Origin of the sequence: Flavobacterium sp. MK4S-17, assembly GCF_009848495.1 — a bacterium.
In the GTDB taxonomy this organism is placed as follows: domain Bacteria; phylum Bacteroidota; class Bacteroidia; order Flavobacteriales; family Flavobacteriaceae; genus Flavobacterium.
In genome coordinates this window covers 84839-109680 of the sequence record NZ_WWEP01000035.1, presented here as the reverse complement: position 1 = coordinate 109680, position 24842 = coordinate 84839, and the positions used below count along the sequence as shown (strand labels likewise).

The following is a 24842-nucleotide window of genomic DNA, read 5'->3' as shown; positions in this document are numbered from 1 at the left end:
AAGTTGGGAGGTGGTAAGGGGCAAGTATGAAACTACTTTCCAATTAATCAACAAACTTTAAAATTAGACGCGCTACGGAACTGACACAGTCCCTGCAAAACTCAGCAAGCCATTTTTCAGACTGGTTGTCAAAATGAGATTCACTAAACTCATTCCTAGCATTTGAAACGCCATTGGTTATAGTAGGTATTAAGTTAAGTATCTGCTCAGGATATGCTCTATTCTCATCGTTAAGCCGCTTCTTAAGATGATCTCTTACAAGTGTTGATAATGAATTTAATTTATCGACACTTTTATGCTCTGGCAAGTGTTGTTGTACATAAGCTTTAAAAATTCCTTCAAGGCAGGTATATGCATAAGTGATAGTAAGATTAAATCTTTCATTAGTTATAGACTTGTCCATATCACGTACAACTTCCTCCAGTTTATTATAATTCCATACATCAGAAGGCACTATTGTTTTAGGAACCTGCTGTGAAAACCTGTATGCTAACTTTTCAAGTTCCTTAATTACCTGTGCGCTTGCACCTAATAAAAGTAAGTCTTCACGAAAATCATCTATAAAAAGATCTTCCTTTTTCCAGTCACTGTAAGTAGTTAGTAAAGTAATGAAAAACGAAAAAAAATCCTTGTAATGGTTCTGGAATATAATATTTAGCGCTATGACGATTGCCTGCTCTGAATCATAGGCTTCTACGTCCATTCCTAGACTATAAAATGTCCTGGCGTCTTTTGCATCGCGATATACAGATTGCCAAAATTCATCTATTTCAAGTTTGACACACATCCTGTGAAAATTATTTGATTTGAGGAATTCGCCAAGTTCCAAAGCTTTTAAATCTTCATTGAGTGCTTTTAATTTTGAAATAGGTTCAATCATGTCAATACTGTATACTATAGAAATTTATTTACTATAAGTGGTAAAAATATTTCCTTATCATTTTCCTGTAAGTCTTTGCCAACCCGGCAGTCTATATCCAAAAAGAATAACTCGTTAGCAAACTTTACAATTGTCCTTCCTTCAGGATTCCTTTGAACAAGCTTATTAAAAGCCTCCTCGGGAATCTTACCCTTAAGCTGCGGGAGATTGTCTTTATGAAAATCAAATGTCACAACATAGGAACTATCTCCGTATTCAAGCCCCGAAGACATTGTGTACTTATTATCATCCAGTTGCCCTATATGAAATGAAGGTACATTAGGAAATAGTAAGCTTGGAAAATCATCAAAACCAAGTCTTTTAAGATGCAGGCCGAAATCTTTGCGTACGTTATTTTCTGCATTCGTAAAAACATTATCAGGAAGTAGAAATTCCTTTAACTGGCTCCAGTAGCCAGGTAGGGCTCGGGTAGGGAAATGCAGAAGTGGTTTGTCAGTATTTATGCTGTATAAAGTAAAATATACACCATTACACAGTGCAAAATAGTTTACACGTACTTCACTATGTATTGCATAAGAATAAGCCTGTTCAACATGGACCGAATTAATTGTCGGTTCTGATGGAGATTTTGCATCCATTATCCAGGCAGGTTTTCCTTTGACTTCAAAAAGATAATCAGGTATAATGTAGATATTCTTTCGTTGAGAACCTATTGACACATAGGGATGCAGCAGTTTTCTGCTCCTGATAATCTGGTTGGGCAGTCCTGCAGAATAACCTAAACCTTTAATTATAGGTACAATAATTTCTTCCCGTACTGAATCTTCCTTAAACTCAGGATGATTTAACAAATCAAAATCAAATTCCTCCAGTATATTGTCGAGCTTATGTGTCTTCATTTAACTAATATCAGCAGTATTTAAGATTTCTACTTCTGATTTACAGTGTTATAAAATAAAAGTCAATGAGTGTTGCCAAGCATTCTCATAATAAAAAAGATGCTAGACATCTTAAAATACTGGCTTACCAGTTCCTCCAATCATATTAAGTGGGAGTCCCAAATTTGCTCAAGGCATCGGAAAAACAATACTACTGGTATCATTAAATTTTTCATCTTGTTTAGCTACATAAAACCAACCATCAGTTAAGCCTTGATATACTTCTGTTTCACATTTTGGGCAATTTGCTTTTTCAAGTTTTTTTTCTTCTGAATAAAACAATGAATTTTCATTAATTTCTAGTTCCAAGTTACAGTTTTTACAATCTAATTTCATTGCAATAAATGTTTAGGTAAAAATAATCTTTTTAAGGTATTAGGATATACTTGTTTTAGATAATTATCTCTGCAGTAGCAAGCACCTGAACAAGTTGGGCGAGTTAAAAATTTATTTTTAAGTGATGTATTATCACCTAATGTCTGTTTAAGGGCCGCTACAGCCTCGTTAAAAAGATGATAGCCCTGTGTTTCAACTCTAGGATCATCAACCAAAACTTGTTTTAGATAATCAAAGAGGACGGGGTCAGTTACATTCTTGATCGTAACCATCTTCCGTTGTCTTTCGTAATTATTCCAAGTATCTCTTAGCTCTTCAACACTTGAAAAATACTTTTGTTTCATAGTCATTTCTGCGTTCCAGTATTGAGGGTTGTCTTTTGTTACCCAAATATCGAAATTTTCAGTCAAAAGAAAATCTATCGAAATTTTGAAAGAAATTGGACCGTAGACATTCTGACGAGGAAAATATCCATGTAAATCAATTGTATCAATAAAAATATCATTCCATACATCGAAAACCTTATCTGAGTCATCTGAACCTTGTTCTGTCTGATAAAGTCCATGCTGTTCTACACCCCCTCTTGAAATCAATCCATTTGCTTCTAAAAATGTAATCGAAGTAGCTACTGTATTAGCATGATGTAATATAGTTATGTTTTTTTCCAAAAACAGTTGATGTAATAAAATGTTATCAAGCTTCATTCAATCCCAAAATTTCTTTCACCAACTGTCTATTAGCTGTAGATGCCGCTTCTAATAGTCTATTTTTTACATCGGAACTTAATTCTTCCGCGCGAAGTTTTCTTGACCTATTCATACCAGATGGATAATGGTTTGCATCATACTCGTGCAATATTTCCCCATCATCAAATAAAGTATAGTCATCATCTAGCCCCTTTTTCATCATCATAGATTTTGCAAGGATATTTCTCATATGCTAATTAATTAATTTAGCCTATTCTATGATCTTTTTAGATAATCCTCTATTTCTTCTTCAGTTGCTGGAGTAACTACCCACCAACCGTTTGTCATTCTTTCAATTGTGTAGCGACAATACGGACAAGTGATAGGTTCTCTTTCTTTGGTACCGGGCATTTGCAAATTATGTTCAGCAACATGAAAAGGTTTTCCACAAGATTGACATTTTTCCATATTAGTAATTTTAAATTATAATTAACTTACTTACAAAGTAAAGAAAGTAGTACTGTAAAATATACAAGTAAAAATACCTGTTTTAAATAAATGTTTAAATACCTATTAATAGGTATTTAAACTAAACAAAAAAAGATGCTTTCGCATCCTCTAATAGTCAAAGAAAAAATTATTTTTTCAGGTGTTTTTGTAATCTTACCTTGCGACTAATTTCATCATTAATTTCCTTTTGTGAAACAGTATTGACAAGTTTGAAAAAATCCTCAATGCTTATATTGAAATAATCACAAATTAAAAATAAATTTTCCAATGTGGTGTTTGGCATAGATTCTTCTCTTCCTGAATTCCACGACTTACTATATTTTAATGAAATTTCATTATTAAGATACTGTTGAGTCATAGGTTTCCCAGCAATAAGAACTTGAATTCTCAATCTCTTGAAAATTATTCCTACTGCTACTCTATATCTTATATTTCTAATTTGAAAATTCACATAGTAAAATAATTTATAAATTTTAACCAACACAACGACGTATATGTCGTTAAAAATTATTAAGTTTGTTTTATTCCTTCCTTAGGAAATTGTAATTTTGCGATACTTCAAAATATAATATGAAGCATTCGCTTTGAATCTCGTTCTCGAAAACTGGTACTTTAAGAACATGCGAGATGATAGGTGCAAATGCTCACGCCATACGGCGTGGGCTCACTTATTCGCATGTAGGTATACCAGTACCTCGAGAACGATAAGATGAGTTTAAACCCACGCCTCCTTTTTAGGAGTTACTACTTCACTCTCAGCTTGTATTCTTAGCGTTTTCTTTATTTTTTTGTCGGGCTTCGCAAACGTTGTAGTATAACCTTTAACCCGTTTTGCGTATGGTTTAGTTTTTACATAGTTAAGTAGGCCCGGCCTGTACTGGTATTCCTCGTTGAGTTGGTTGGGGAAAGGCCGGGTATCTTTTTTAGGTTCATAAAAAAGCCCCCCGTGTAAGTTTGGCGACCCACGGAAGGCATAGACCAATAAAACCCAATGTCTCATTAATCTTAACCAATGTTATGAAATTTATTTCAGCAAACAAAGGGCTAAGGGTGCTTTTCTATTCTCTTGCTTTAGCATCCTTACCAGTCAGTGCCTTAGCCCGGGCACATGCTTCACCAATTTCCGAAGCCTATTTTCAGCAAACCATTTCAGGAACCGTCTCCGATGGCTCAGGTCCCTTGCCGGGCGCGATAATTGTCGTCAAAGGTACAACGCGCTCCGTCGCAACGGATACTGAAGGTAATTATTCCATTGCCGCTGGTGTCGGTGATGTATTGGTATTTTCCTTTACAGGCTTTAAAACCGTTGAGGTAATTGTCGGCTCGCAAAATACTCTAAACATTATCCTTGAGGAAGATACTTTACAGCTTGAGGAGGTAACCATCAATGCCGGTTACTATAATGTGAAACAGAAAGAAGCTACCGGCAGTATTACTCGAATTACCTCGAAAGATATAGAAACACAGCCTGTATCGAATGTTTTGGCTACCATGCAGGGGCGTATGGCAGGGGTAAATATTATCCAGAATACAGGTGTGCCCGGTGGCGGTTTTGACATCCAGATACGCGGGCTTAATAGTCTTCGCTCCGGAGGGAATGCACCGCTCTACATTATTGATGGTGTCCCTTATGCATCACAGGCTATCGGTAATCCCCAGACATCTACAATTTTGCCAAATTCCACTAGTCCCTTAAACAGTATTAACCCATCCGATATTGAAAGCATAGAAGTGCTTAAAGATGCCGATGCCACTGCCATATATGGCTCCCGAGGTGCAAACGGTGTGGTATTGATTACGACCAAAAAAGGAAAGATTGGGGTTACAACATATACAGCCGGTATATCAAGTGGTTTTGGCAGTGTAACGCGCTTTGCCAATATGATGAAAACTCCCGATTATCTTGCTATGCGCGAAGAAGCCTTTGCAAACGACGGTCTTTCTGTCTACCCCGATAATGCCTATGATATCAACGGGACATGGGATAGAAACCGCTACACAGACTGGCAGAAAGAAATTACAGGTGGGACAGCCAGTATTACCGAAGCCTCAGCATCAGTTTCCGGCGGCAGTGAGCAGACACAGGCACTGGTCAGTGGAAACTTCAGAAGGGAAACTACTGTTTTTCCGGGTGATTTTGAATACAATAAGGCTAATGTCCATACCAATCTGAGGCACCAGTCTACGGATGAAAAATTTAAGGTTTCCTTCTCGGCATCCTATACTATGCAGGATAATGATCTTCCATGGAAAGACCTTACGCTCGAAGCGAGAGGCCTTGCGCCTAATGCCCCGGCGCTGTACAATGATGACGGTTCGCTTAACTGGGCAGACGGTACATGGGATAACCCGCTACGGAATCTGGAGGGGAAATTTAAAGCCAGGACCTATGACCTCATTGCTAATACAATGCTTACATGGAATATCTGGAAGGGCATTTCTTTTGGTACTTCTTTAGGTTTTACAGACGTGAGGCACGATGAAAGCAGGACATTGCCTTCTACCATATATAATCCTTCCTACGGCGCCGGTGCAGAATTCTCTTCTGTGTTTTTCAACACCACAAACAGGCAGTCGTGGATTATTGAACCGCAACTCAACTGGAAGCAGGAGTTTGGAAAGCTAAAAACAGAAGTGCTTGCGGGCAGTACATTCCAAAAACAGAATTACGATCAACTGGTGGTCTCAGGGATGGGTTTTCCAAGCAATGCCATGATTTACAACCTTGCAGCCGCCACAACAAAAACAGTAGTGTCAGACGACCAGAGCACCTATAAGTATCAGGCAATATTTGCACGCGCTAATTTTAACTATGACCGTCGGTATATACTCAATCTTACCGCAAGGCGGGATGGTTCCAGCCGATTTGGGCCGGGTAACCAATTTGCTAATTTTGGTGCAGCAGGTTTAGCCTGGATTTTCTCAAATGAAGAATTTTTAAAGGACTTTGCGCCGCTTAGCTTCGGCAAGTTGCGGGCTAGTTATGGTACCACGGGTAACGACCAGATCGGCGATTACCAATATCTTAATACCTATTCCGGAACAGGTGTGGGGTATAATGGTGTTATAGGATTGATGCCCACCAGGCTTTTCAATGAAAATTTTAGTTGGGAGACCAACAATAAGTTGGAGTTGGCACTTGAGGCGGGATTTTTAAGGGACCGTATCTTCCTGATTCTGAACTATTATGATAACCGGTCTTCGAATCAGCTTGTGGGAATTCCATTGCCTGGCACTACTGGTTTCAATACTATTCAGGCTAATCTTGGCGCTACAGTCCAAAACAAAGGGATTGAAGCGACCTTAAATACGATCAATTGGCAAACGCAGGATTTTTCATGGACAACATCTTTTAATATTTCTGCCGCCAGGAATAAACTGCTTGAGTTCCCGGGATTGGAAGAATCGACCTACCGTAACCAATTTGTAATCGGGCAGCCCACAAATATTCGCCTGCTCTATGTCTACAAAGGGGTAAATCCTGACACGGGTATTTATGAATTTGAAGATCTTGATGGTGATGGTGCTATTACTGCGGCGGGAGACAGGAAATCAATTGCGGATTTTAATCCCAAATTTTTCGGAGGGCTTCAAAACACCATTACATACAGGGGCCTGACATTTGACTTTCTCTTTCAGTTTGTGAAACAAAATAACTGGAATGAAAATTATCTGAGCAGCATGCCAGGTACTATGGCCAACCAGCCCGCCGGGGTGATCCAGCGCTGGCAGGAGCCGGGAGATAATGCGCCTTTTCAGCAGTATAGTACAGGGGTACAATCCGGTGTTTTCGATGCCTTTATGCGATATTCAGAGAGCACAGCCGCATTTAGCGATGCTTCTTTCATCAGGCTTAAGAATATTTCCCTAACCTACACCTTACCTGATGAGTGGCTAAAAGGGGTTAAATGCCGCCTCCGCCTCGAAGCACAAAACTTATTGACCATTACCTCCTACAAAGGTGCGGATCCAGAGTTCGGCACAGCAGGATTTCTTCCCCCTCTTAAAATGATAACAACCGGAATTCAAATTACATATTAGGATGAAAAATATAAAAGCAAAATTTATAAACCGTAATTATAGAAAGTTACTTTTCCCGCTGCAGTGCTTTGTTTTAAGCTTATTTATCACGCAGTGCGAAAGTTTCAATGATGTGGACTTACCCAATTCCCAACTTACGGGTCAGGCAGTCTTTGAAAGCACTACCACAGCAAATGCTGCAATGGCACATATCTATGCAAGCCTCAGGGATAGTGGTTTGCTGACAGGAAACTCCAACGGCCTTTCTAATCAACTGGGACATTATACTGATGAATTGGCCTTCTATGGTGCCTCAAGCCATTTCTCGGCTGCTTTTAGCAATAACAGCCTTATTCCCTCAGACCTTAATGTCCGTAGCATCTGGAATGACAGCTATAACCAGATATACGCCTGCAACGCTATTATAGAAGGTGTCCGTAATGCGCCGCTGCTCCCTGTTGGCGATCGGGAAAGATTAGAAGGGGAAGCCTTGTTTGTACGCGCTTTGGTACACTTCTATCTTGCCAACCTCTATGGCCCTGTTCCCTATATAACCACAACGGATTATAGTGTGACAAGATCTGCCACCCGTGTCCCTGTCGATGTGGTATATCAGAATGTGACTACCGATCTTCTGGCAGCCCTGCCATTGCTTTCTGATACCTACAGCAATCCGGAGCGGGTGATCCCGAATAGGAAAGTAGTACAGGCTTTTCTCTCACGGGTATATCTTTATAGTGGCGTATACGACCAGGCCATAGCCAGTGCCTCAATACTTATCGATGATACAGCTACATTCCAATGGGAAAGCGATCTGAATGATGTTTTTCTTAAAGACGCTTCTACTACAATATGGCAATTTTCGCCCTCACTTGCAGGGTCAAATACGCTTGAGGCTACAAACTTCATTTTCAACGCTGGGCCACCGCCGCTTGTTGCGCTTAGCCCGGCGCTCATGACGGCATTTGAACCCGGTGACATCCGGAAATCAGTCTGGACAAAAGAAATATCAAACGATAACGGGACGTGGTACCATGCTTTCAAATACAAACAGAATGCTGCAACAGCTTCCTCCGTTGAATATTCTATAGTGTTGAGGCTGGCTGAGCAATACCTGATACGGGCTGAGGCGTATGCGCGGCTGGGAGCAATAGAGGCGGCGAAAAACGACCTGGATCTTATCCGTGCCACAGCGGGGCTTCCGGCTACATCGGCAGAAAGCGCCGATGATATACTCTCAGCAATTCTTCAGGAAAGGAAAATCGAATTTTTTACAGAACACGGGCATCGGTTTTTTGACCTGAAGCGGTATGGAAGGCTGGATATTGATCTTTCCCTCGTAAAGCCGGGCTGGGATACGACCGATGCCTTGTGGCCCCTACCTGAAACAGAACTATTGACCAATCCAAATCTCGGAAATCAAAATCCGGGGTATTAATAATTAATTATGAACATTGTAGTAAAAAGAATTATATCCCTAAACACGATCCTGCCGCTTATTTTATTGATAAGTGCCGTATCCTGTGCGCAGCTTTCAAAATTGCCGCTAAAGGTGGAAGATTATGGTAAATGGAGTCATATATTAATTGGTGAACTATCTGACGACGGTACTTGGGGCAGCTATACACTTGCCTATGAAAATGGGCTGGATACGCTCTTTTTAAAAAATACCCGTAATCACAAAACATTCCCCTTTCCTTCATCAGCAAGCGCAGCATTTGGTAAAAGAACGTTTTCCGCTTTAGGCCGGGATAAAGTACTGCGAACGCACTCTTTTAAAAGCGGGAAAACTTTTGAGACAGCGGATATTCGTCAGTTTGAATATGCTCTTAAAAAATCGCTTATTATAGCTATGGGAGATGATAACACTCTTGTCGTTATGGACGAACAGGCACACAAAATCTTTAGAAAGGCAAATGTTATCCGTTTCGAAATATCACCCCAAAAGGATAAGCTTGCCTTGTGGCGCGTTGAACAGGGTAAATCGGCATTCTATTGTTTGGACCTGAATACCCTCAACCTGGTTCTGGTTCATGAAGAAAGCGAACAAAATATGGGTGGCATGCTTTGGAGTCAAAAAGGAGACAAACTTTTAAGCACAGCCTTCGATCAGGCTGCCGGCAAACTGACGGTACTGGTGTACGATATTGCCAAAAATAAAAAGACGCTTTTGGATAACAGCATAAAAAAAGAATATGCAGATTGGGAACTTCAGGTGGCTCATATCGATTTTGCTCCGGATGGGACTAAAGTATATGTCCAGTTCTATCCGTCACTAGACAGTGCTAGTAGTCCTGAAAGGGCAGAAATCTGGAACGCCAACGATAAAAGGCTGTATCCGTTAAGGGCAAGTGATCAGCCTGGAAAAAGACCGGAATCACTTTTTGAATGGACACCGGGTAGTGGCAAATTCAGGATGATATCAGGAGGGCAATATGCTTATTTTAGCCTCGCGCGTGATGGGAAACATCTTTTGGAATGGGATAAATTTGATAAAGAACCTCAATCAGATAAAGAAGCAAACAGGGATATTTATTGCAGGGATCTGGAGTCGGGCAAAGTGAACCTGCTTATTGATGATATTCCGGGAAACGAGCCAATGCTCTTACAATCTCCCAAAGGAGGTTATGTAACCTGGTATAAGGATGGGGATTGGCACCTGCATTCTTATAGCCATAACAGGACGACTGCTTTAGGAAAATTGCTAAAGACAAATGTCTCCATGCCATTGTATGATGTTCTGGACGAGCTTCGTCCTGTTGATCTCCTGTATTTTTCAGAAGATGAAAAATATGTATTCGTGCGTGATGGATATGATGTATGGATGGTTGAAGCTGCGACACTAAAATACAAAAGGCTGACCTCCGGACGTGAAAGGGGATTGAAATATGAGTTTGCGGCGGCTGCTCAAAAAATGGTTCCTTATAAATATAGCGGTTATTACACCAGGGTGATCAATACCGATAGTTCGATATTTTTTTCAGTATCGGATACCGAATCGCTAGATAGCGGATATTCGGCAATTGACCTCCAGGGCAGGGAAACAGTAATAGCATATGGCCCGCATAGCTTCACACAATTACGAATGGGTAGTACAGGAGATGTTTTTTATGTCAAAGAGGATTTTTATAGGCCGCCTGCCATAATCTATAAACCATCTATCGCTAAAAGGGAGCATACTCTGGTTGAAAGCAATACCCTCCATAGCCTATTCGAATGGGGAAGCGTGGAAAAAATCGAATACTACAGAAGTAATGGTAAGAAGATGAAGGCATTGGTGTATTATCCGGCGAACTTTGATAAAAGGAAGCAATATCCGATGATTGTGTATATCTATGAAAATTTATCAAAGAACTTCCACAGTTATTTGACTCCATCAGCTTCAAGCCCTATCGGATTCAATGTGCCCGACCTGTTGGCGCAGGGATATATAGTATTCCTGCCCGATACTGAATCGGAAAAAGCAAATCCGGGGCCGGCAAATTTGGACTGTGTTATTAATGCAGTCAACACCATAATAGCCAAAGGAAATGTGGATCCCGGACGGGTGGGCCTGTATGGCCATTCCCACGGAGGATATAAAACTTTTTACATAATATCGCAAACCGATATTTTTGCGGCTGCCATAGCCGGGGACGGTATTACCAATATGGTTACCGATTATCTTAGCATGAGTATCTTCAACATACCGCTCTATTGGCGTTATGAACACCATCAATTACGGATGGGAGAGGAACTTTTTAGTAACATGCAGGCCTATATTGATAATTCGGCGATCTACCACGCTGGTAAGATTAAAACACCGCTCATGTCCTGGTCGGGTAAGGAAGATTACCATGTCCTGAAAGAGCAGACCACACAAATGTATTTTGCCCTGAGAAGACAAGGAAAAGAGCATGTAATGCTACTGTATCCAAAAGAAGGTCATTCTTTAAGTGATAGGGCCAATCAGGTTGATTTACGCAACAAAATTGTGGATTGGTTTGCCTTCCATCTAAAGGGCGAACCTGAGAAAGAATGGATGCGGCCTAAAAAATAATACAAAGCGGTTTCTTGTGAAACCGCTTTGCTTTTTATTGCACTACGGCTGGATTTTCCAAAGCGTCGTAGCACAGGTGTTCGGAGCAGTTAGCTGATACAACTGTGTGCTGCCGGAGCGGCAAAGGTCAGAAGTTACCTGGACATCACACATTATCGATGACTGCTGACAGGGATTGAATGGATTCCCTGTCTGAATATGGCCGGGAACAAATGGGGCCGCATCAGCGCTTGCCATCGATGTGGTCGTGAATGCTCCTGTAATAGCTATGGCAAACACGCCCAGGCGTGTTAAGCCTTTTACAAAATTGTTTTTCATAATTTATAAAATTAAGTTGTGATCTACTCTTTTTTCAGGTTTTCGATCTAATCCCTGATACATGGCCTTGTATGCGTTACCTCACATATTCCGATGTGATATTCTTTCCCAATCTGTACTTAACAATCGAGGTCCCGACCATTGCGTAGAAAGCGTCTTCATAAACAGCGAAAGTCCTAAGCTTTTTGCCCTGCTCATGATAAACATAAAAGCTGGCCAGGTATTTTCCCTGTTCCATGTTATAGACATCTATGGTACTGGACTCTTTTCTCATATTTGTTGGCTCGAACCGGCCAAGATTAATGGATTGAACAAATAACAGGTTTTTATATACTGTACTGTATTTATTGACGATTAAAGGCGGTGCTGATAATTGGGTAAACCCACTTTGTTTTGAAGTAGCAACTTTTATCTTGGCAATTGAATTAGTATCTATCGTATGGCCTTTATCCAGATGCTGTAGCCGGGGGTCAGTTATTAAGTATTGGTTACGATAGCGGTATACATAGATGAATTTTTTCCAGTGCTGCTCATAGAACATATCACCATCGGTATCGAATACCCCGTCTATTTGTGCAGTCAATATATTTTCGGAATTAAATGCTTTTGCTTTTTGAAGGCGCTGCCTGCTCAGGTAATTTTTACCTGTTTTGGTGCTGACATTACGGGTTATTATTGTATTGCTGTCAATTATTACGGCACTGTTGAAAAATTCAGGTGTCTTCTTAAAACTCCTGATTTTCCAATCATTCTTAAAACCATAAATAATCTCCGGGACGGTTCCGTCGTAATAATAAAAATAAGGAGGGTTAACATATAATGTCAAATAAGTGTACTTATTATCAGTTAATGGGAAAGCTACATCTTTAGTGCGGATTAGAGCAAGCGCAGTATCTATTTGGGTAATTCTTTGAAAGGCTTTACTGTTCCCTAGATAAAGTTCATTATTTTCAATACCAGCGATATAATAGGTGTTATATTTTAAGTCGAGGACTTTCCCTTTGCGTGCAGTGGCCGGAACAAATTTCCTTATGAAAGGATTGGATTTTGAAAGCTTATTCTCAGAGGCGTTATAGAACTGTAGCAATATAAATACAGAAAGAACAAAAGTAAATAACAGCCCTACCGGTATCAAAACAATTTTTCTGAATCTATTCTTACCTGCTTTTGAAGGCCAATTAAGAAGAAATACGCCAACGGCTCCAAGAAATATGAACACCATATTGAATAATAGATGTTGGCGCCATCCTAATTTCTCAAGTATACCGCCACAGGAGCAGGGTATATAAGAACTGAAATTCAGGATAATGTAGATATACGCGGTAAAAAAACACATTAGTAGAAATGCGAAGTAGAGCGCCCATATTCTTAATCTTGGTAGTAACAGGGCAATGGCTATTATAATTTCTGATATGGGAACCACCCATCTTAATAGTGAGGCATAAGCACCAATGAGAGGTGATTGTCCTAGCTGGATTGAGAAATCATCGAATTCTAAAAGCTTGCTTACTGCCGCATAAACAAATAGCAATATGTAGAGCAAACAGATAATTTCGACTGTTATTTTCCTGAAAGAAGGTATTGGTTTCATATCCTGCAAAATTTCATGCTAATAGCATCCAAAGTAAGTTTGCATTAGCAGGATTATTTAGAGCCAAGGTATGTTTTAGCTACTGATAAACACATAGCCAAAACAAGCCAAAATACTTCAGAAACAGTCATTTAAAAATAACACTGCTTATGCCATCATAGTAAGATTTACAGGATCGTCGCAACGTCAGTCAGTGCTTCTTCGCTAAGAAATGAAGAGATAAAAGTAATGGCATCATCCTTTTTCATGGAAGGTGTGGTAAAATAATGGATATAGAAATCTTCCCCATCATCATCGAAATGGATGATATCGGTGAAAGACTGTGCAATGAGGCTTCCTTTTAGCTTGCGTATTTTTCGTTCGGTAGCGGTATCAATATCTTTTGGTATCCTTAAGCGTATAGTTGTAGTCATCAATCTGATTATTGTAAATGCTTCAAAGCTTTTATCTCATTACGGAGGCTGTTAAACATATCGCGGATGTTTTGCGGCTCCAGGCTGTCCGGCTCAAATTCATTGGTGGCGATGCTGCAGGCATATTCCCATATTTCCAACACATCGGAGGCCCTGACCGAATAAGGCTCGTAGAAAGAATTGTCGGAGCTCAGTACCAGGCTGTTCTTGCCGTTCTTATTCAGGCGTTTGTATACAATGCCCTCGTTTTTGGTCAGCAGGATATAGGTTCTGCCATCGCGTACTTCCCCAAGGCTTTCCACATACTTTCCGATAATGAAGGAACCGTCCCTGTGGGGCGGCATGGAGTCCCCGGACACAGGAAAAGCCCTGAACTTTCCGTTTTTAAGGAAAGGCAATGATATTTGCTGCAAGCCTTCGATGAATTCGGGGTCACTATACCCATTCAGGTAGCCCGCCTTGGCTTTCTGGGGTATGATCTCTATTGTATTTTCCCCGCCCGTGTCTATGGTAATAGGTAGCAATATGCGGTTGTCCTCAAGTTTCAGCAGCCCATCCATATCGATCTTGCGCAGGTCGACATTCAGCAGCAGGTCGATGCTTACATGGTAAAATTTGGAAATGCGTTTCAGTATATCATAGGGGGCTTCAGAAGTCCCGGACTCATACTTTACATAGCGTGCACGCGCGATTAGGAGCGCTGTGGCAAGCTTTTCCTGAGAGATGTTCTTTTGAATCCTCAGGAACCTGATGTTGTCGGAAAATAAAGACATACGCGAATTGTTGCTATTTGGAACAGCAAATATATATTATTTTGTTCTAATCTGGTCTAATTTTGTTCTGTACTAAATGCTATGATTATGGAACGCTCGGTGGTACATATGGACCTTGATACGTTTTTTGTTTCCTGTGTAAGGCTGCAAAACAGTGCCTTAGAAGGTATCCCCCTGATTGTCGGCGGTGGTGACCGCGGCGTGGTGGCTTCCTGTTCTTATGAAGCAAGGAAGTTTGGCGTGCATTCCGCGATGCCGATAAAAATGGCCCTCAGGCTGTGCCCTGAGGCGAAAATAGTAAAGGGCGATATGGAATTGTTTTCCCGCTATTCCAATACCGTTTCACAAATTATAGAGCAGCGGGCACCGGTCATGGAAAAAGCCTCCATCGATGAATTTTACCTCGACATCACTGGTATGGATAAGTTTCATGGCTCGTACAAATGGACTAATGAACTATCTGCTACCGTCACCCGTGAAACAGGTTTACCGATCAGCTTTGCGCTCTCGGTAAATAAAACGGTATCCAAAATTGCGACCGGTGAAGGGAAACCCAAAGGCAACCTGGAAATACCACAGCCCATGGTACAGCAGTTTTTAAATCCCTTATCGATCCGTAAAATACCGATGGTCGGAGATGCTACTTTCAAGTTGCTGTCCCGTATCGCCATCCGCAACATCCAGACCCTTGCCGAAATGCCTGTAAATGTGCTGCAGGAGATGATCGGCAAGAACGGTATTGAATTATGGAAGAAAGCAAACGGTATCGACAATACCCCGGTGGAGCCGTATCGGGAACGTAAATCTTTATCGACCGAAGATACCTTCCATCAGGACACTACAGACATGGTATTCCTGCGGTCCGTGCTCTGCACCATGGTGGAAAAATTAGCCTACCAGCTCCGCAGCGAGGGCTGGCTTACCTCAAACGTGACCGTAAAGATCCGGTATTCCAATTTTGATACTGAGACAAGGCAGGTCACCTTAGCCTATACGGCATCGGACCATACGCTCACTAAAGCCGTACTCGAAGCCTTTGAGAAACTTTACCAGCGCCGTATGAGCCTGCGCCTGGTAGGGGTACGCTTCAGCAAACTGGTGCGGGGTTCCTACCAGATCAACCTGTTTGAGGACACACAGGAAATGATGTCTTTGTATCAGGCGATGGACAAAATAAAAAACCGTTTTGGTACTAATGCGGTAATGCGCGGCAGTGGTATCTTTCAATCAAAAGTGCTATAAGTATGTACCTTAACTGCCATTCTTTTCACAGCCTGCGTTATGGTACCATCCCGGTCAGCGAGCTGGTAGCCCAGGGAAAAAGCCTTGGTGTTACAGCTATGGCACTCACGGACATCAACACGGTGACCGGCATTTATGAGTTTTATAAAGCCTGTAAGGAGGCCGATATAAAGCCCTTAGTCGGTATGGAATTCCGGGAGGGGCACAAACTGCTTTATATCGCACTTGCAAAGAGCCGTCCCGGGATTGGTGAGGTCAACCGCCATCGCACCAAATACAACCTGGAAGGTTTGCCCATACCTTCCATCGCACCCGGTTTCAATGAGGTAGTTGTAATTTATCCTGTTGAGAATGTCCCGGATACGCTGCGAGAGCATGAATTTATAGGTATCCGCCCTGAAAACCTCTCGCTCCTGATCCGCCCTGAATGGAAAAGCAGGCTTTCTAAAATGGTGGTGCTGCAGCCGGTGACCTTTCGCAGCAAAACCGAGTACAACCTGCACCGGATATTGCGGGCTATTGACCTCAACACGCTGGGAAGCAAACTAACCCCTTCTGACTATTGCGGTGCGGATGAGCAGGTGGCGCCCCCGGAAGAGATCATGGTACGCTACAGCCAATACCCGCAGATAATAGAAAATACATTTGCCCTTATCAACAACTGCCATTTTGAGTACCAATTCGGCGTGCCAAGGAATAAAAAGCATTACACGGCCAACCGTGACACCGATCTCGAATTATTGACCAGCCTGGCATATCAGGGACTGGCAAAACGTTATGGCACCGATAATGTTGCGGCGCGGGAACGGGTAGAAAAGGAACTCAAAGTGATTCACCAGTTGGAATTCAGCGGTTACTTCCTGATCACCTGGGACATCATCCGCTACAGCAATACGATGGGATTCCTGCATATAGGACGTGGCAGCGGAGCCAATAGCATTATAGCGTACTGTCTGGGTATTACCGATATCTGCCCCCTGGAACTGGACCTGTATTTTGAGCGCTTTTTGAACCTGAACCGCAAAAGCCCACCGGATTTTGATATTGACTGGTCCTGGAAAGAGCGCGATGTGATACTGGACTATATCTTCAGGCGCTATGGTGCTGAACACGTGGCTTTTTGCGGCACGAATGTCGAGTTCAAATACAAATCCATTTTCAGGGAAGTGGGTAAAGTCTTTGGACTCCCAAAAGAGGAACTGGATGCCTTATCGGGTACTGCCATGGACCAACATGATAAAAATGAAGTGGTCCGGCTGGTGCACCGGTATGGGATGATGATGGAGAAATATCCCAACCAACGCTCGATGCACTCCTGTGGCATATTGATTTCTGAAGACCCGATAACGGATTTCACCGCATTGGAAATGCCGCCCAAGGGTTTTCCAATCGTACAGTTTGATATGCATGTAGCAGAAGAGATTGGCTTTGATAAGTTCGACATCCTCTCCCAAAGGGGGATTGGGCATATTGATGATACAGTCAAGCTCATCAAAAAAAACCGTGGCGTTACCGTGGATATCCGCGATACGTCCCTTTCTAAAGACGAAGCTGCGTGTAATGAGTACCTGGGCAAGGGAAAAACGATTGGGTGCTTTTATATTGAAAGCCCTGCCATGCGGGGGCTGCTCAGAAGGCTGAAATGCAACAATTACAAAGTACTGGTAGCCGCTTCGTCAATCATCCGCCCCGGCGTTGCCCAAAGCGGGATGATGAAGGAGTACATCTTCCGACATAATTATCCTGATAAGTTTGAATATTTCCACCCGGTTTTCGAGGAGCAGCTCGGTGAAACCTATGGCATTATGGTTTACCAGGAAGATGTGATCAAGATCGCCCTGCATTACGGCGGGTTGGCAGCAGCCGATGGGGATATCCTGCGCAGGGCCATGAGCGGTAAGGGACGTTCCAAAGCAGCCTTACAGAAAGTTAAGGATAACTTTTTCGCTTCGTGTGCAGCTAAAGGGCATCCTGAACAGCTGAGTACTGAGATTTACCGGCAGATAGAGTCCTTCGCAGGATACTCATTCTGCAAGGCACACTCGGCATCCTATGCCGTAGAAAGCTACCAGAGCCTGTACCTGAAAGTACATTATCCTATCGAGTTCATGGTCGCGGTTATTAACAACCAGGGTGGCTTTTACCGTACCGAAGTGTATGTCCATGAGGCGCGGATGTCAGGGGCTGCGATCCATAATCCCTGTGTAAACAAGAGCGAAGTGGAGACTATGTTGTATGGCAAAGATATTTATTTGGGCTTCATGCACCTTCAGGGGTTGCAGGGGGAGGTTGCAAAATGTATTGTGGAGGAACGTCTGGCTAACGGGCAATACGCTTCTTTGGAAGACTTCATAAAGCGTGTGCCTATCGGGATTGAAGGGCTGCAGCTTTTGATTTATATCGGGGCGTTCCGCTGTACTGGTAAAAATAAAAATGAGCTTTTGGTCACAGCCCGCCGTATCATGATGAACTTTAAGCCTGAGCACCGCCAGCCGCAGCTGCTGCCGGAACCCGTTCGCGAATACAAGCTTCCGGAACTGAAACGCTCCCCCTTTGAAGATGCTTTTGATGAGATTGAACTTTTAGGCTTTCCGGTATCGGTAACGCCCTTTAATCTTTTGAAAACCGGTTACCGTGGTGATGTTATGGCATGTGATTTGGTGCATCACCATAAGAAGCAGGTAAAGATGCTGGCGTACCTGGTCTCCCGCAAGCATGTACCTACAAAAATGGGCGCCATGTATTTCGGCACATGGATCGATGCTAACGGGGAGTTTTTCGATACAGCCCATTTTACAGGTAGCCTGAAAGAATATCCTTTTAAAGGCGGAGGCTGCTATTTACTGTTGGGTACCGTGGAAGTGGATTATCATTTTGCTACGATTACCATATCCAAAATGGAGAAAATGCCTTTTATTGCCGACCCGCGCTACAGGGAAACCGATGCCGAAAGCATGCTTACACAGGAAAGGCTTCGCGAAGACGTTTCCATGACACACCGTGCCCCATACCCGCAGGAACAGGAGATTAACCTGCCAAGGCATAAAATGAATACGACAAAGGAAAAGAAAGAAGGATGAAAAAGACAGCAGGCGATGTAGATTGATTTCAAGCCTGGAGCGACTACAACCACTAAAAATTACAGCTATGACACTTTTTAATGATACCGACCTTTTTATAGTGGGCACCAGCCCAAAGAAATACTTTGACCTGCCGGATTTAGAACTGATGCAGTATGATGGCTTTATATTAAAAGAAGATGCTGATCATTACTATACAGAGTTACTTCGCAACACGCCATGGCATCAATACCAGATGCCCATGTATGATAAGGTGGTGACGGCACCGCGAATGATTGCCTGGTATGGGGAACAGGAAGAAGCCGGTGAAGATACCCAGCCATGGACACCGGAACTTTTAGAGCTTCGGCAAAAAGTTGAACAGGAAACCGGACTTAAATTCAACGCGGTACTTTTAAATCTATACCGCGACGGGAATGACAGTGTGGCCTGGCATTCGGATAAAGAGCATAAGATCGGTAGCAACCCTAATATAGCGTCCTTAACCTTTGGTCAAACCCGTCCCTTTCGCTTTCGGCACAAGACCAATAAGGAAATTGGTCAGATTGAAATACCGCTGCATCATGGGACATTGCTTTTAATGTCTGGTACTACTAATACCTTTTGGGAGCATCATATACCAAAATCATCAAAAGAGATGTTGCCAAGGATTAACCTTACTTTTAGGCAAGTCAAATAAATACTTTATATCTCAAACTGTTCACTTTAGTTAAAGTGGGAAAATTTATCTTACTTTAAATTCTTAATTTTAGTCATTATAATTTTCCTTTCAATAATGGATAATAAATTGTTTATAAAAGAGATAGTAAATGGGATTGCTTCATTTAAAATTATACCATTTATTGGTGCAGGAATGAGCAAATCTTGTGGTGCCGCTGACTGGTCTGAAGCTATTAGCAACCTGAAAAAAGAGCTGCAAACTCCAACCGATAGCTTTTTAATGGTTGCCCAAGAATACGAAGCTAAATTTGGAAGATCAGCATTAATTTCTAAATTAGAAACTCTGTGTAGGTTAGAGATGCTGGATTCAACTTCATTAGATCTACATCTCAAAATACTGGCAATGAACCCGCCAATAGTTTATACGACCAATTATGATGAAGCTATTGAAACGGCGGCGAAATTGTTAAGGCGACAGTATAAGAAAGTCGTTTCATTAAAGGATATTATCGAAACTAAACACGGAGAAAAGCAGATTATTAAATTTCATGGGGATTTTTCTAACCCGGAGAAGATTGTTTTTACCAGAAAGGATTATGATAAAAGATTGAAGATTGAGGATGATCCTTTGGATATTCTTTTCAGAAGCCACATTCTGGGCAAAAGTGTATTGTTTTTAGGATACGGATTTGGAGATGAAAATATAAAATATATATTTAAAAAACATACGGAGTTATATGGACTTGAAAACCTCCCAAAATCATATATCATATCATTTGACCATAATCCTGAAAAAGAACAATTTCTTCGCAATCATAATGTAATTACACTGAGACTAGATTCTGTTTCTCAATTTGCCAACCTGATTACTGAAATCAACTCCGAAGTTTTTAAAGTAAGCGTTGACAATGAAATGAATGCATTCTTCAAACCGTTTCCGAGTGTCATGTTTTCTGGTTTTGACCTTGTAAACTTAAGGGATTTTGTCGATTCTTCTAATTACACAAATAACGAAAAGTATAATAAGATAAGATCCTCTCTTGAAGGCAAGTTATTTCCTCAAGACATTGATGATGATATGTATGCTTTTTTTGAGACTGTATTGTCAGGAAATTATGATAACAGTGTTAAAGAGGCAATTCTGGTGGCCAATAATCACATTAGATTCAACAATCCGGGTAACACTATAAAGTTGTGTTTCGATTTCCTTTCCTTAACCGAGAACCCGTACTTTCTGATTGATTTTAGAGACGGCAGCAACTGGATAGATGCGCTCATGAGCTTCGAGCAACTATTGAGTAATCTATATCAGGATAGTGAAGAAATTTCTAGAATCGGGAGTATGATGATTATTGGGTATCTTGAAGCGGCTAAAGGTGAAAAAAAGCAACTGTCTTACAACCAGCTTGACCGTATGCTCTCGATGCTGCGGTCTTTTAAATATGAAGAAATTGACGAACCTAAAATGGGTTTCAGCAAAGAAAATATCAATAGACTTATTAATCACTACCTTAGTATGCATGATTCTTCGCTGCGCGCGCGACATGAACACAGTTTTACTAGGGTTCATTCGTTGCAAGAAATTAAAAACAGTATCCTCGGAAACCTTCCTAAAGGCTTACTTTAATCATGTCAATAGAAGTTGTCGTCTGATTAGTTAAACTCAAGTGTGATAAAGTTTCGACTTTTTATAAATTTTACAGATAGATGTTTAACTTTGTATAAGTTACCGGTTAAAACACATTTTGAGTAAAACGGTGAGTGTTTTTCAAGTTCAGTCTATAATTTATTGATATAAAAGTATTTGTGGTGGTATGGATGCGTCCTGCCACCCCGACTAAAAGCCTTCAATGGCGAATCAAAGCTCGAAAATAGTAACTATTTTCGGGCTTTTTCTTTTAGGGTATAAATGTAATCGGCTATTAAATAATTAGGCGGTAAATTCCATTATAAAAAAGCGATACTAGTTATCAATATTTTAAAAGATTTGGTGAGTTATTTTATATTTGTAAACCATTCTAAACTTTTGTATAAAAGTGAAACATATAAGAACATTTACAATATTGATTGGCTTCATTATATTGACTATCTCTGCAAAAGCACAATCTAAGTACCAACAAAGTAAACAAGCTACTGAATTAAACAAAGAAATATTTAAAATCATCAAAAAAAACTCTCTTTTTTCTGATGACTTGAATTGGAAAGAGATAAAATCAGAAAGTACGACACTGGCATTTACTGATAATGACTCCATTAACGAGCAATTGATATTTGATTTTTACAAACAAAAATTGAGAGCAGTAGGAGACAAGCATTCTTTCTTTATTTCTTCCAGGACGATAAATGAAATCAGTAAAGCACCGATGGCCGAAATGCCGCAGGGAGAATATTTAGGTGATGGAATCGGATGGGTAAAAGTGCCAAGATTAATGACATTTGATGAGAAAAAGGATATTGAATTTGCCAATTCTATACGCACTATCATTGAAAAAATTGACACAGAAAATACAATTACAGGCTGGATTGTTGATTTACGCCATAATGGCGGCGGAAATATGTGGCCAATGATTGCGGGATTAAATGCATTAATTGATGACGGTACAGCAGGCTATTTCGTTCAGGGGAAAACCAGAACGCCCTGGCCTAATGAAAACGGCAAAATTTTAGGAAAAACCAAATCTGTCAATACTTATAAAATCAAAAATAATAAAGTGAAGATTGCAGTTTTATTTGATGCCCAAACAGGTAGTAGTGGTGAAATGACTGCTGTTTCTTTTTTAGGATTGCCAAACGTAAAATCTTTTGGGCAAACCACTTCAGGATATATTACTGCTAACCAGACTTTCCCGTTGTCTAACGGTGGGCAGCTTTTATTAGCCACAACCTATGTAACAGATAGAACAGGAAAGGGTTATAAGGGAGGAATTATACCGGATGTAACGGTAGACGATTTGTCAAATACTAAAAATGATAACGTTATTAAAACAGCTGCTAAGTGGCTTAACGAAAACTAATTTTCAATATTTGAACAAACCCTTATCTAAAACAGATTATCTTTAATCAATAATCGCTTAAGAATTTAAAAGCATTTTATACTGCCGATAACTAAAAATGGTGCATCTGCCCTATTCTTTGGCATACCTCTTATTGGGTAATATTACCAACATCAATTTAATAAGAATGGTATGAAAACAAAATTAGTTATTACAATGGCATTTTTTATGGTATTGGCAACAGTCAATGCCCAAAGTTTAGGTAATTTTAAACCAAAAGAAAACAGGGGGGCTTATGGCCCCAGAAAGTTTACCTCAAAAGATATTTATATTGCAAACTTTTCAGTCAACTTTCAACTGTATAACCTTAAAACAGCCACTACAAAAGGTGGATTTGCCGGCAGGGTGCTGTCGGGGAGTACAAAAGCTTCTTTAGCTGTTGGTTTAGATGTGCCTGCTGCAACCCTACAGCAAATTACAGACGAAGCCTATCAGCAATTTGTTGCCGACTTAAAAGCAAAAGGATTTAATGTACTTAATGGCGATGCCGCAGCTAAAACAAAATATTACGAAGGCTACCAGCGGTTTGAAAATATGGAGATGAGCCTTTCTGAGGCTCCGGGAATGGTTACTGTTTATCCATCAGGTGCCGTTTTCTTTGTGAAAGGATTTACAAATGATGGTAAAAAGAAACAAGGCGGTGTTAGCGGTTTCCTTAATCGTAGTATGAATGACGATGGGCGCAACAGCATCAGCAACGAAATCAGCACATATACAAAACTATCATCTGAATTGGATGATGCTACTATTGTAAATGCTGATATGTACATATTGTTCCTGGATGTAAAGAAACCCTATCAGGGCAATGGCGCAAATATTACAGCAAATACCAATTTACGCCTTGCAGCATACGAACATATTACAAGCCGCGTAACTAATAACTCTACAGCTTCCCGATTAGGGCTTACGGGAAAATCCAAAGAAAAAAAATACCTCTGCGTTTCTGCAATTGACTTTGTTTCCGGGCGGAATAAAATTGGGGGCTCACCTATAGGAACCTATTCAGGGATATTAAAAGACGACCTGCAAATAAATGATGTAATCGGAAAAGAAAAAATAGAAGCTTATGCCAAAACCAATCAGGATTACATAGGGACTGAAACTGCTTTTGGAAAGGTTTATCGCGCAGATAACATTTCAGTAGAAAATACTGCATTGATAAGGACTGATGCGCAAAAGTATGAAAAAGGTGTTGAGCAGGCTGTTATCAAATTTCTATCCCACCATGTTAATGAGTTTAAGACCAAATTTTTTAAGTAATTATTTATAGTATGAAATTTACCGATATAAAAATATGGTCATCTGTATTGCTTGCACAACTCCTCCTGGTATCGTGCAGTAAAAACGAGGATAATCCCGGCGGGCAGCAAACTATGCAGGCTAAAACCATTGAGTGGGAAGTTTTCCATGAGCTTGATACAGATGAAACAATCAGGAATTTTGCCATTACCGATGATGCGAAATATTTATTTTACACTAACGGGCTAAACGGCATTTACCGCATAGATTTAGCCACCGGAAGCAAAACAACATTATTTGCCCAGCCAACAGGATCATCCTATGTACACTTTATCAATGAAAAATTATATTTGCTCTACGAGAAAGGCTATAAAAGTTATTTTGCTGTTTCGGATGATTTAGGGGCAAACCTAACAGAATATGAAGTAGGCGCTTATACCAACTATGCTGCAGGATGGTACCAAGGCACTTTTATGAAACTGATTGTAAACCGTATGTTTATAACGCCCGATGGCGATTTAATACTTCCCCACATAATGGACAAGGCTAATAATGCCACTTATCTTCAAGACAACAAATTAATTGCCATTTCTACTGACGGTGGGGCAACGTGGAGCCGTAAAGACTGCGAACATTCCTATATTTCGGCCAAGCAGGGAAACCGTCTTTTTGCTATAAGCGAAGGCTGGACAGGTGTAGAAACATTTGCTTCCAAACTCTTTCATTCCGATGATGAGGGCACAAACTGGCAGGGATCTACACTTAGCTACAGCCCTCAGGCAGTGGACAGGGAAAACAACCTCATTGCAGGTTCAGGAGATAAAATTCAAAAATTAAAAGGTAATTCCTGGAGGGTTTATACCTGGGAAGGACAAACTTCATCTATGGATGGTTTGGTATTTTTAAGCGGGTTGAAATATGGCGGGGTAAGAGGGGATGACCCTAACGGCAGGCAAATGGATGATATAGAATTTGATGCCGACAATTATATATATGTTATAGGAAGGAACATGACAAACATTTGCAGGACTAAGCTGAATTAAACCGGCAGATAAAACTTATTA

Annotated in this window: 22 protein-coding genes; 10 read left to right on the top strand and 12 right to left on the bottom strand. The window is 40.9% G+C overall.

Features of this window, described 5'->3' with window-relative positions; genetic code table 11:
- Positions 1 to 43: 43 nt before the first annotated feature.
- The 8 genes from GSF09_RS11920 to GSF09_RS11885 form a co-directional block, all read right to left on the bottom strand.
- On the bottom strand, positions 44 to 787 hold the full coding sequence (locus GSF09_RS11920) for a hypothetical protein (RefSeq protein ID WP_159801709.1): 744 nt from the start codon (positions 785 to 787) through the stop codon (positions 44 to 46).
- Between the two features lie 107 nt (positions 788 to 894).
- The gene (locus tag GSF09_RS11915; RefSeq protein ID WP_159801707.1) at positions 895 to 1779 is read right to left on the bottom strand and encodes a type I restriction enzyme HsdR N-terminal domain-containing protein; all 885 of its coding nucleotides are present in this window, start codon (positions 1777 to 1779) and stop codon (positions 895 to 897) included.
- A 168-nt stretch (positions 1780 to 1947) separates the two neighbouring features.
- Positions 1948 to 2127: a hypothetical protein gene (locus tag GSF09_RS11910; protein ID WP_159801705.1), complete on the bottom strand. Its 180-nt coding sequence runs from the start codon at positions 2125 to 2127 to the stop codon at positions 1948 to 1950.
- A 23-nt stretch (positions 2128 to 2150) separates the two neighbouring features.
- Positions 2151 to 2858: a hypothetical protein gene (locus GSF09_RS11905; protein ID WP_159801703.1), complete on the bottom strand. Its 708-nt coding sequence runs from the start codon at positions 2856 to 2858 to the stop codon at positions 2151 to 2153.
- Positions 2848 to 3090, bottom strand: a complete 243-nt coding sequence (locus GSF09_RS11900) for a hypothetical protein (RefSeq protein ID WP_159801701.1) — start codon at positions 3088 to 3090, stop codon at positions 2848 to 2850. The genes GSF09_RS11905 and GSF09_RS11900 overlap by 11 nt, the downstream gene beginning before the upstream one ends.
- Before the next feature lie 26 nt (positions 3091 to 3116).
- Entirely contained in the window at positions 3117 to 3308 is a 192-nt protein-coding gene (locus GSF09_RS11895; RefSeq protein ID WP_159801699.1) for a hypothetical protein, read from the bottom strand.
- 169 nt (positions 3309 to 3477) lie between these two features.
- Complete coding sequence (locus tag GSF09_RS11890; RefSeq protein WP_159801697.1) at positions 3478 to 3741, bottom strand: hypothetical protein; 264 nt, start codon at positions 3739 to 3741, stop codon at positions 3478 to 3480.
- A 324-nt stretch (positions 3742 to 4065) separates the two neighbouring features.
- Positions 4066 to 4350 carry a hypothetical protein gene (locus GSF09_RS11885; RefSeq protein ID WP_159801695.1) on the bottom strand — a complete coding sequence of 95 codons (285 nt, stop codon included), beginning with the start codon at positions 4348 to 4350 and terminating at the stop codon, positions 4066 to 4068.
- A gap of 17 nt (positions 4351 to 4367) precedes the next feature.
- Here GSF09_RS11885 and GSF09_RS11880 point away from each other — a divergent pair, with 17 nt between their 5' ends.
- From GSF09_RS11880 to GSF09_RS11870, 3 genes are read left to right on the top strand one after another with little or no spacing between them, the layout of a single operon-like run.
- Positions 4368 to 7391 carry a TonB-dependent receptor gene (locus tag GSF09_RS11880; RefSeq protein WP_159801693.1) on the top strand — a complete coding sequence of 1008 codons (3024 nt, stop codon included), beginning with the start codon at positions 4368 to 4370 and terminating at the stop codon, positions 7389 to 7391.
- A gap of 1 nt (position 7392) precedes the next feature.
- Positions 7393 to 8808: a RagB/SusD family nutrient uptake outer membrane protein gene (locus tag GSF09_RS11875; protein WP_159801691.1), complete on the top strand. Its 1416-nt coding sequence runs from the start codon at positions 7393 to 7395 to the stop codon at positions 8806 to 8808.
- Between the two features lie 9 nt (positions 8809 to 8817).
- Positions 8818 to 11409, top strand: a complete 2592-nt coding sequence (locus tag GSF09_RS11870; protein ID WP_159801690.1) for a prolyl oligopeptidase family serine peptidase — start codon at positions 8818 to 8820, stop codon at positions 11407 to 11409.
- 42 nt (positions 11410 to 11451) lie between these two features.
- Here GSF09_RS11870 and GSF09_RS13850 read toward each other — a convergent pair whose 3' ends face one another.
- The 4 genes from GSF09_RS13850 to GSF09_RS11855 all read right to left on the bottom strand — a co-directional run bounded on the left by GSF09_RS13850 (position 11452) and on the right by GSF09_RS11855 (position 14504).
- Positions 11452 to 11727 carry a DUF6520 family protein gene (locus GSF09_RS13850; protein WP_370516001.1) on the bottom strand — a complete coding sequence of 92 codons (276 nt, stop codon included), beginning with the start codon at positions 11725 to 11727 and terminating at the stop codon, positions 11452 to 11454.
- Between the two features lie 76 nt (positions 11728 to 11803).
- Positions 11804 to 13318: a MauE/DoxX family redox-associated membrane protein gene (locus tag GSF09_RS11865; RefSeq protein WP_159801688.1), complete on the bottom strand. Its 1515-nt coding sequence runs from the start codon at positions 13316 to 13318 to the stop codon at positions 11804 to 11806.
- Between the two features lie 167 nt (positions 13319 to 13485).
- Positions 13486 to 13731, bottom strand: a complete 246-nt coding sequence (locus tag GSF09_RS11860) for a hypothetical protein (protein WP_159801686.1) — start codon at positions 13729 to 13731, stop codon at positions 13486 to 13488.
- Between the two features lie 8 nt (positions 13732 to 13739).
- The gene (locus GSF09_RS11855) at positions 13740 to 14504 is read right to left on the bottom strand and encodes a LexA family transcriptional regulator (RefSeq protein WP_159801684.1); all 765 of its coding nucleotides are present in this window, start codon (positions 14502 to 14504) and stop codon (positions 13740 to 13742) included.
- Between the two features lie 87 nt (positions 14505 to 14591).
- Here GSF09_RS11855 and dinB point away from each other — a divergent pair, with 87 nt between their 5' ends.
- From dinB to GSF09_RS11820, 7 genes are all read left to right on the top strand, one after another.
- Positions 14592 to 15746, top strand: coding sequence for a DNA polymerase IV (gene dinB / locus GSF09_RS11850; RefSeq protein ID WP_159801682.1), 1155 nt, complete (start codon positions 14592 to 14594; stop codon positions 15744 to 15746).
- Between the two features lie 2 nt (positions 15747 to 15748).
- The gene (locus tag GSF09_RS11845) at positions 15749 to 18826 is read left to right on the top strand and encodes a DNA polymerase III subunit alpha (protein ID WP_159801680.1); all 3078 of its coding nucleotides are present in this window, start codon (positions 15749 to 15751) and stop codon (positions 18824 to 18826) included.
- Between the two features lie 67 nt (positions 18827 to 18893).
- On the top strand, positions 18894 to 19505 hold the full coding sequence (locus GSF09_RS11840) for an alpha-ketoglutarate-dependent dioxygenase AlkB (RefSeq protein ID WP_159801678.1): 612 nt from the start codon (positions 18894 to 18896) through the stop codon (positions 19503 to 19505).
- Positions 19506 to 19601: 96 nt separating this feature from the next.
- A complete protein-coding gene (locus tag GSF09_RS11835; RefSeq protein WP_159801676.1) occupies positions 19602 to 21113 on the top strand; it encodes an SIR2 family protein in 1512 nt (503 codons plus the stop codon).
- A 409-nt stretch (positions 21114 to 21522) separates the two neighbouring features.
- A complete protein-coding gene (locus tag GSF09_RS11830; protein ID WP_159801674.1) occupies positions 21523 to 22500 on the top strand; it encodes a S41 family peptidase in 978 nt (325 codons plus the stop codon).
- Between the two features lie 171 nt (positions 22501 to 22671).
- A complete protein-coding gene (locus GSF09_RS11825) occupies positions 22672 to 23799 on the top strand; it encodes a hypothetical protein (protein ID WP_159801672.1) in 1128 nt (375 codons plus the stop codon).
- Positions 23800 to 23810: 11 nt separating this feature from the next.
- Entirely contained in the window at positions 23811 to 24821 is a 1011-nt protein-coding gene (locus GSF09_RS11820; RefSeq protein ID WP_159801670.1) for a hypothetical protein, read from the top strand.
- Positions 24822 to 24842 lie beyond the last annotated feature (21 nt).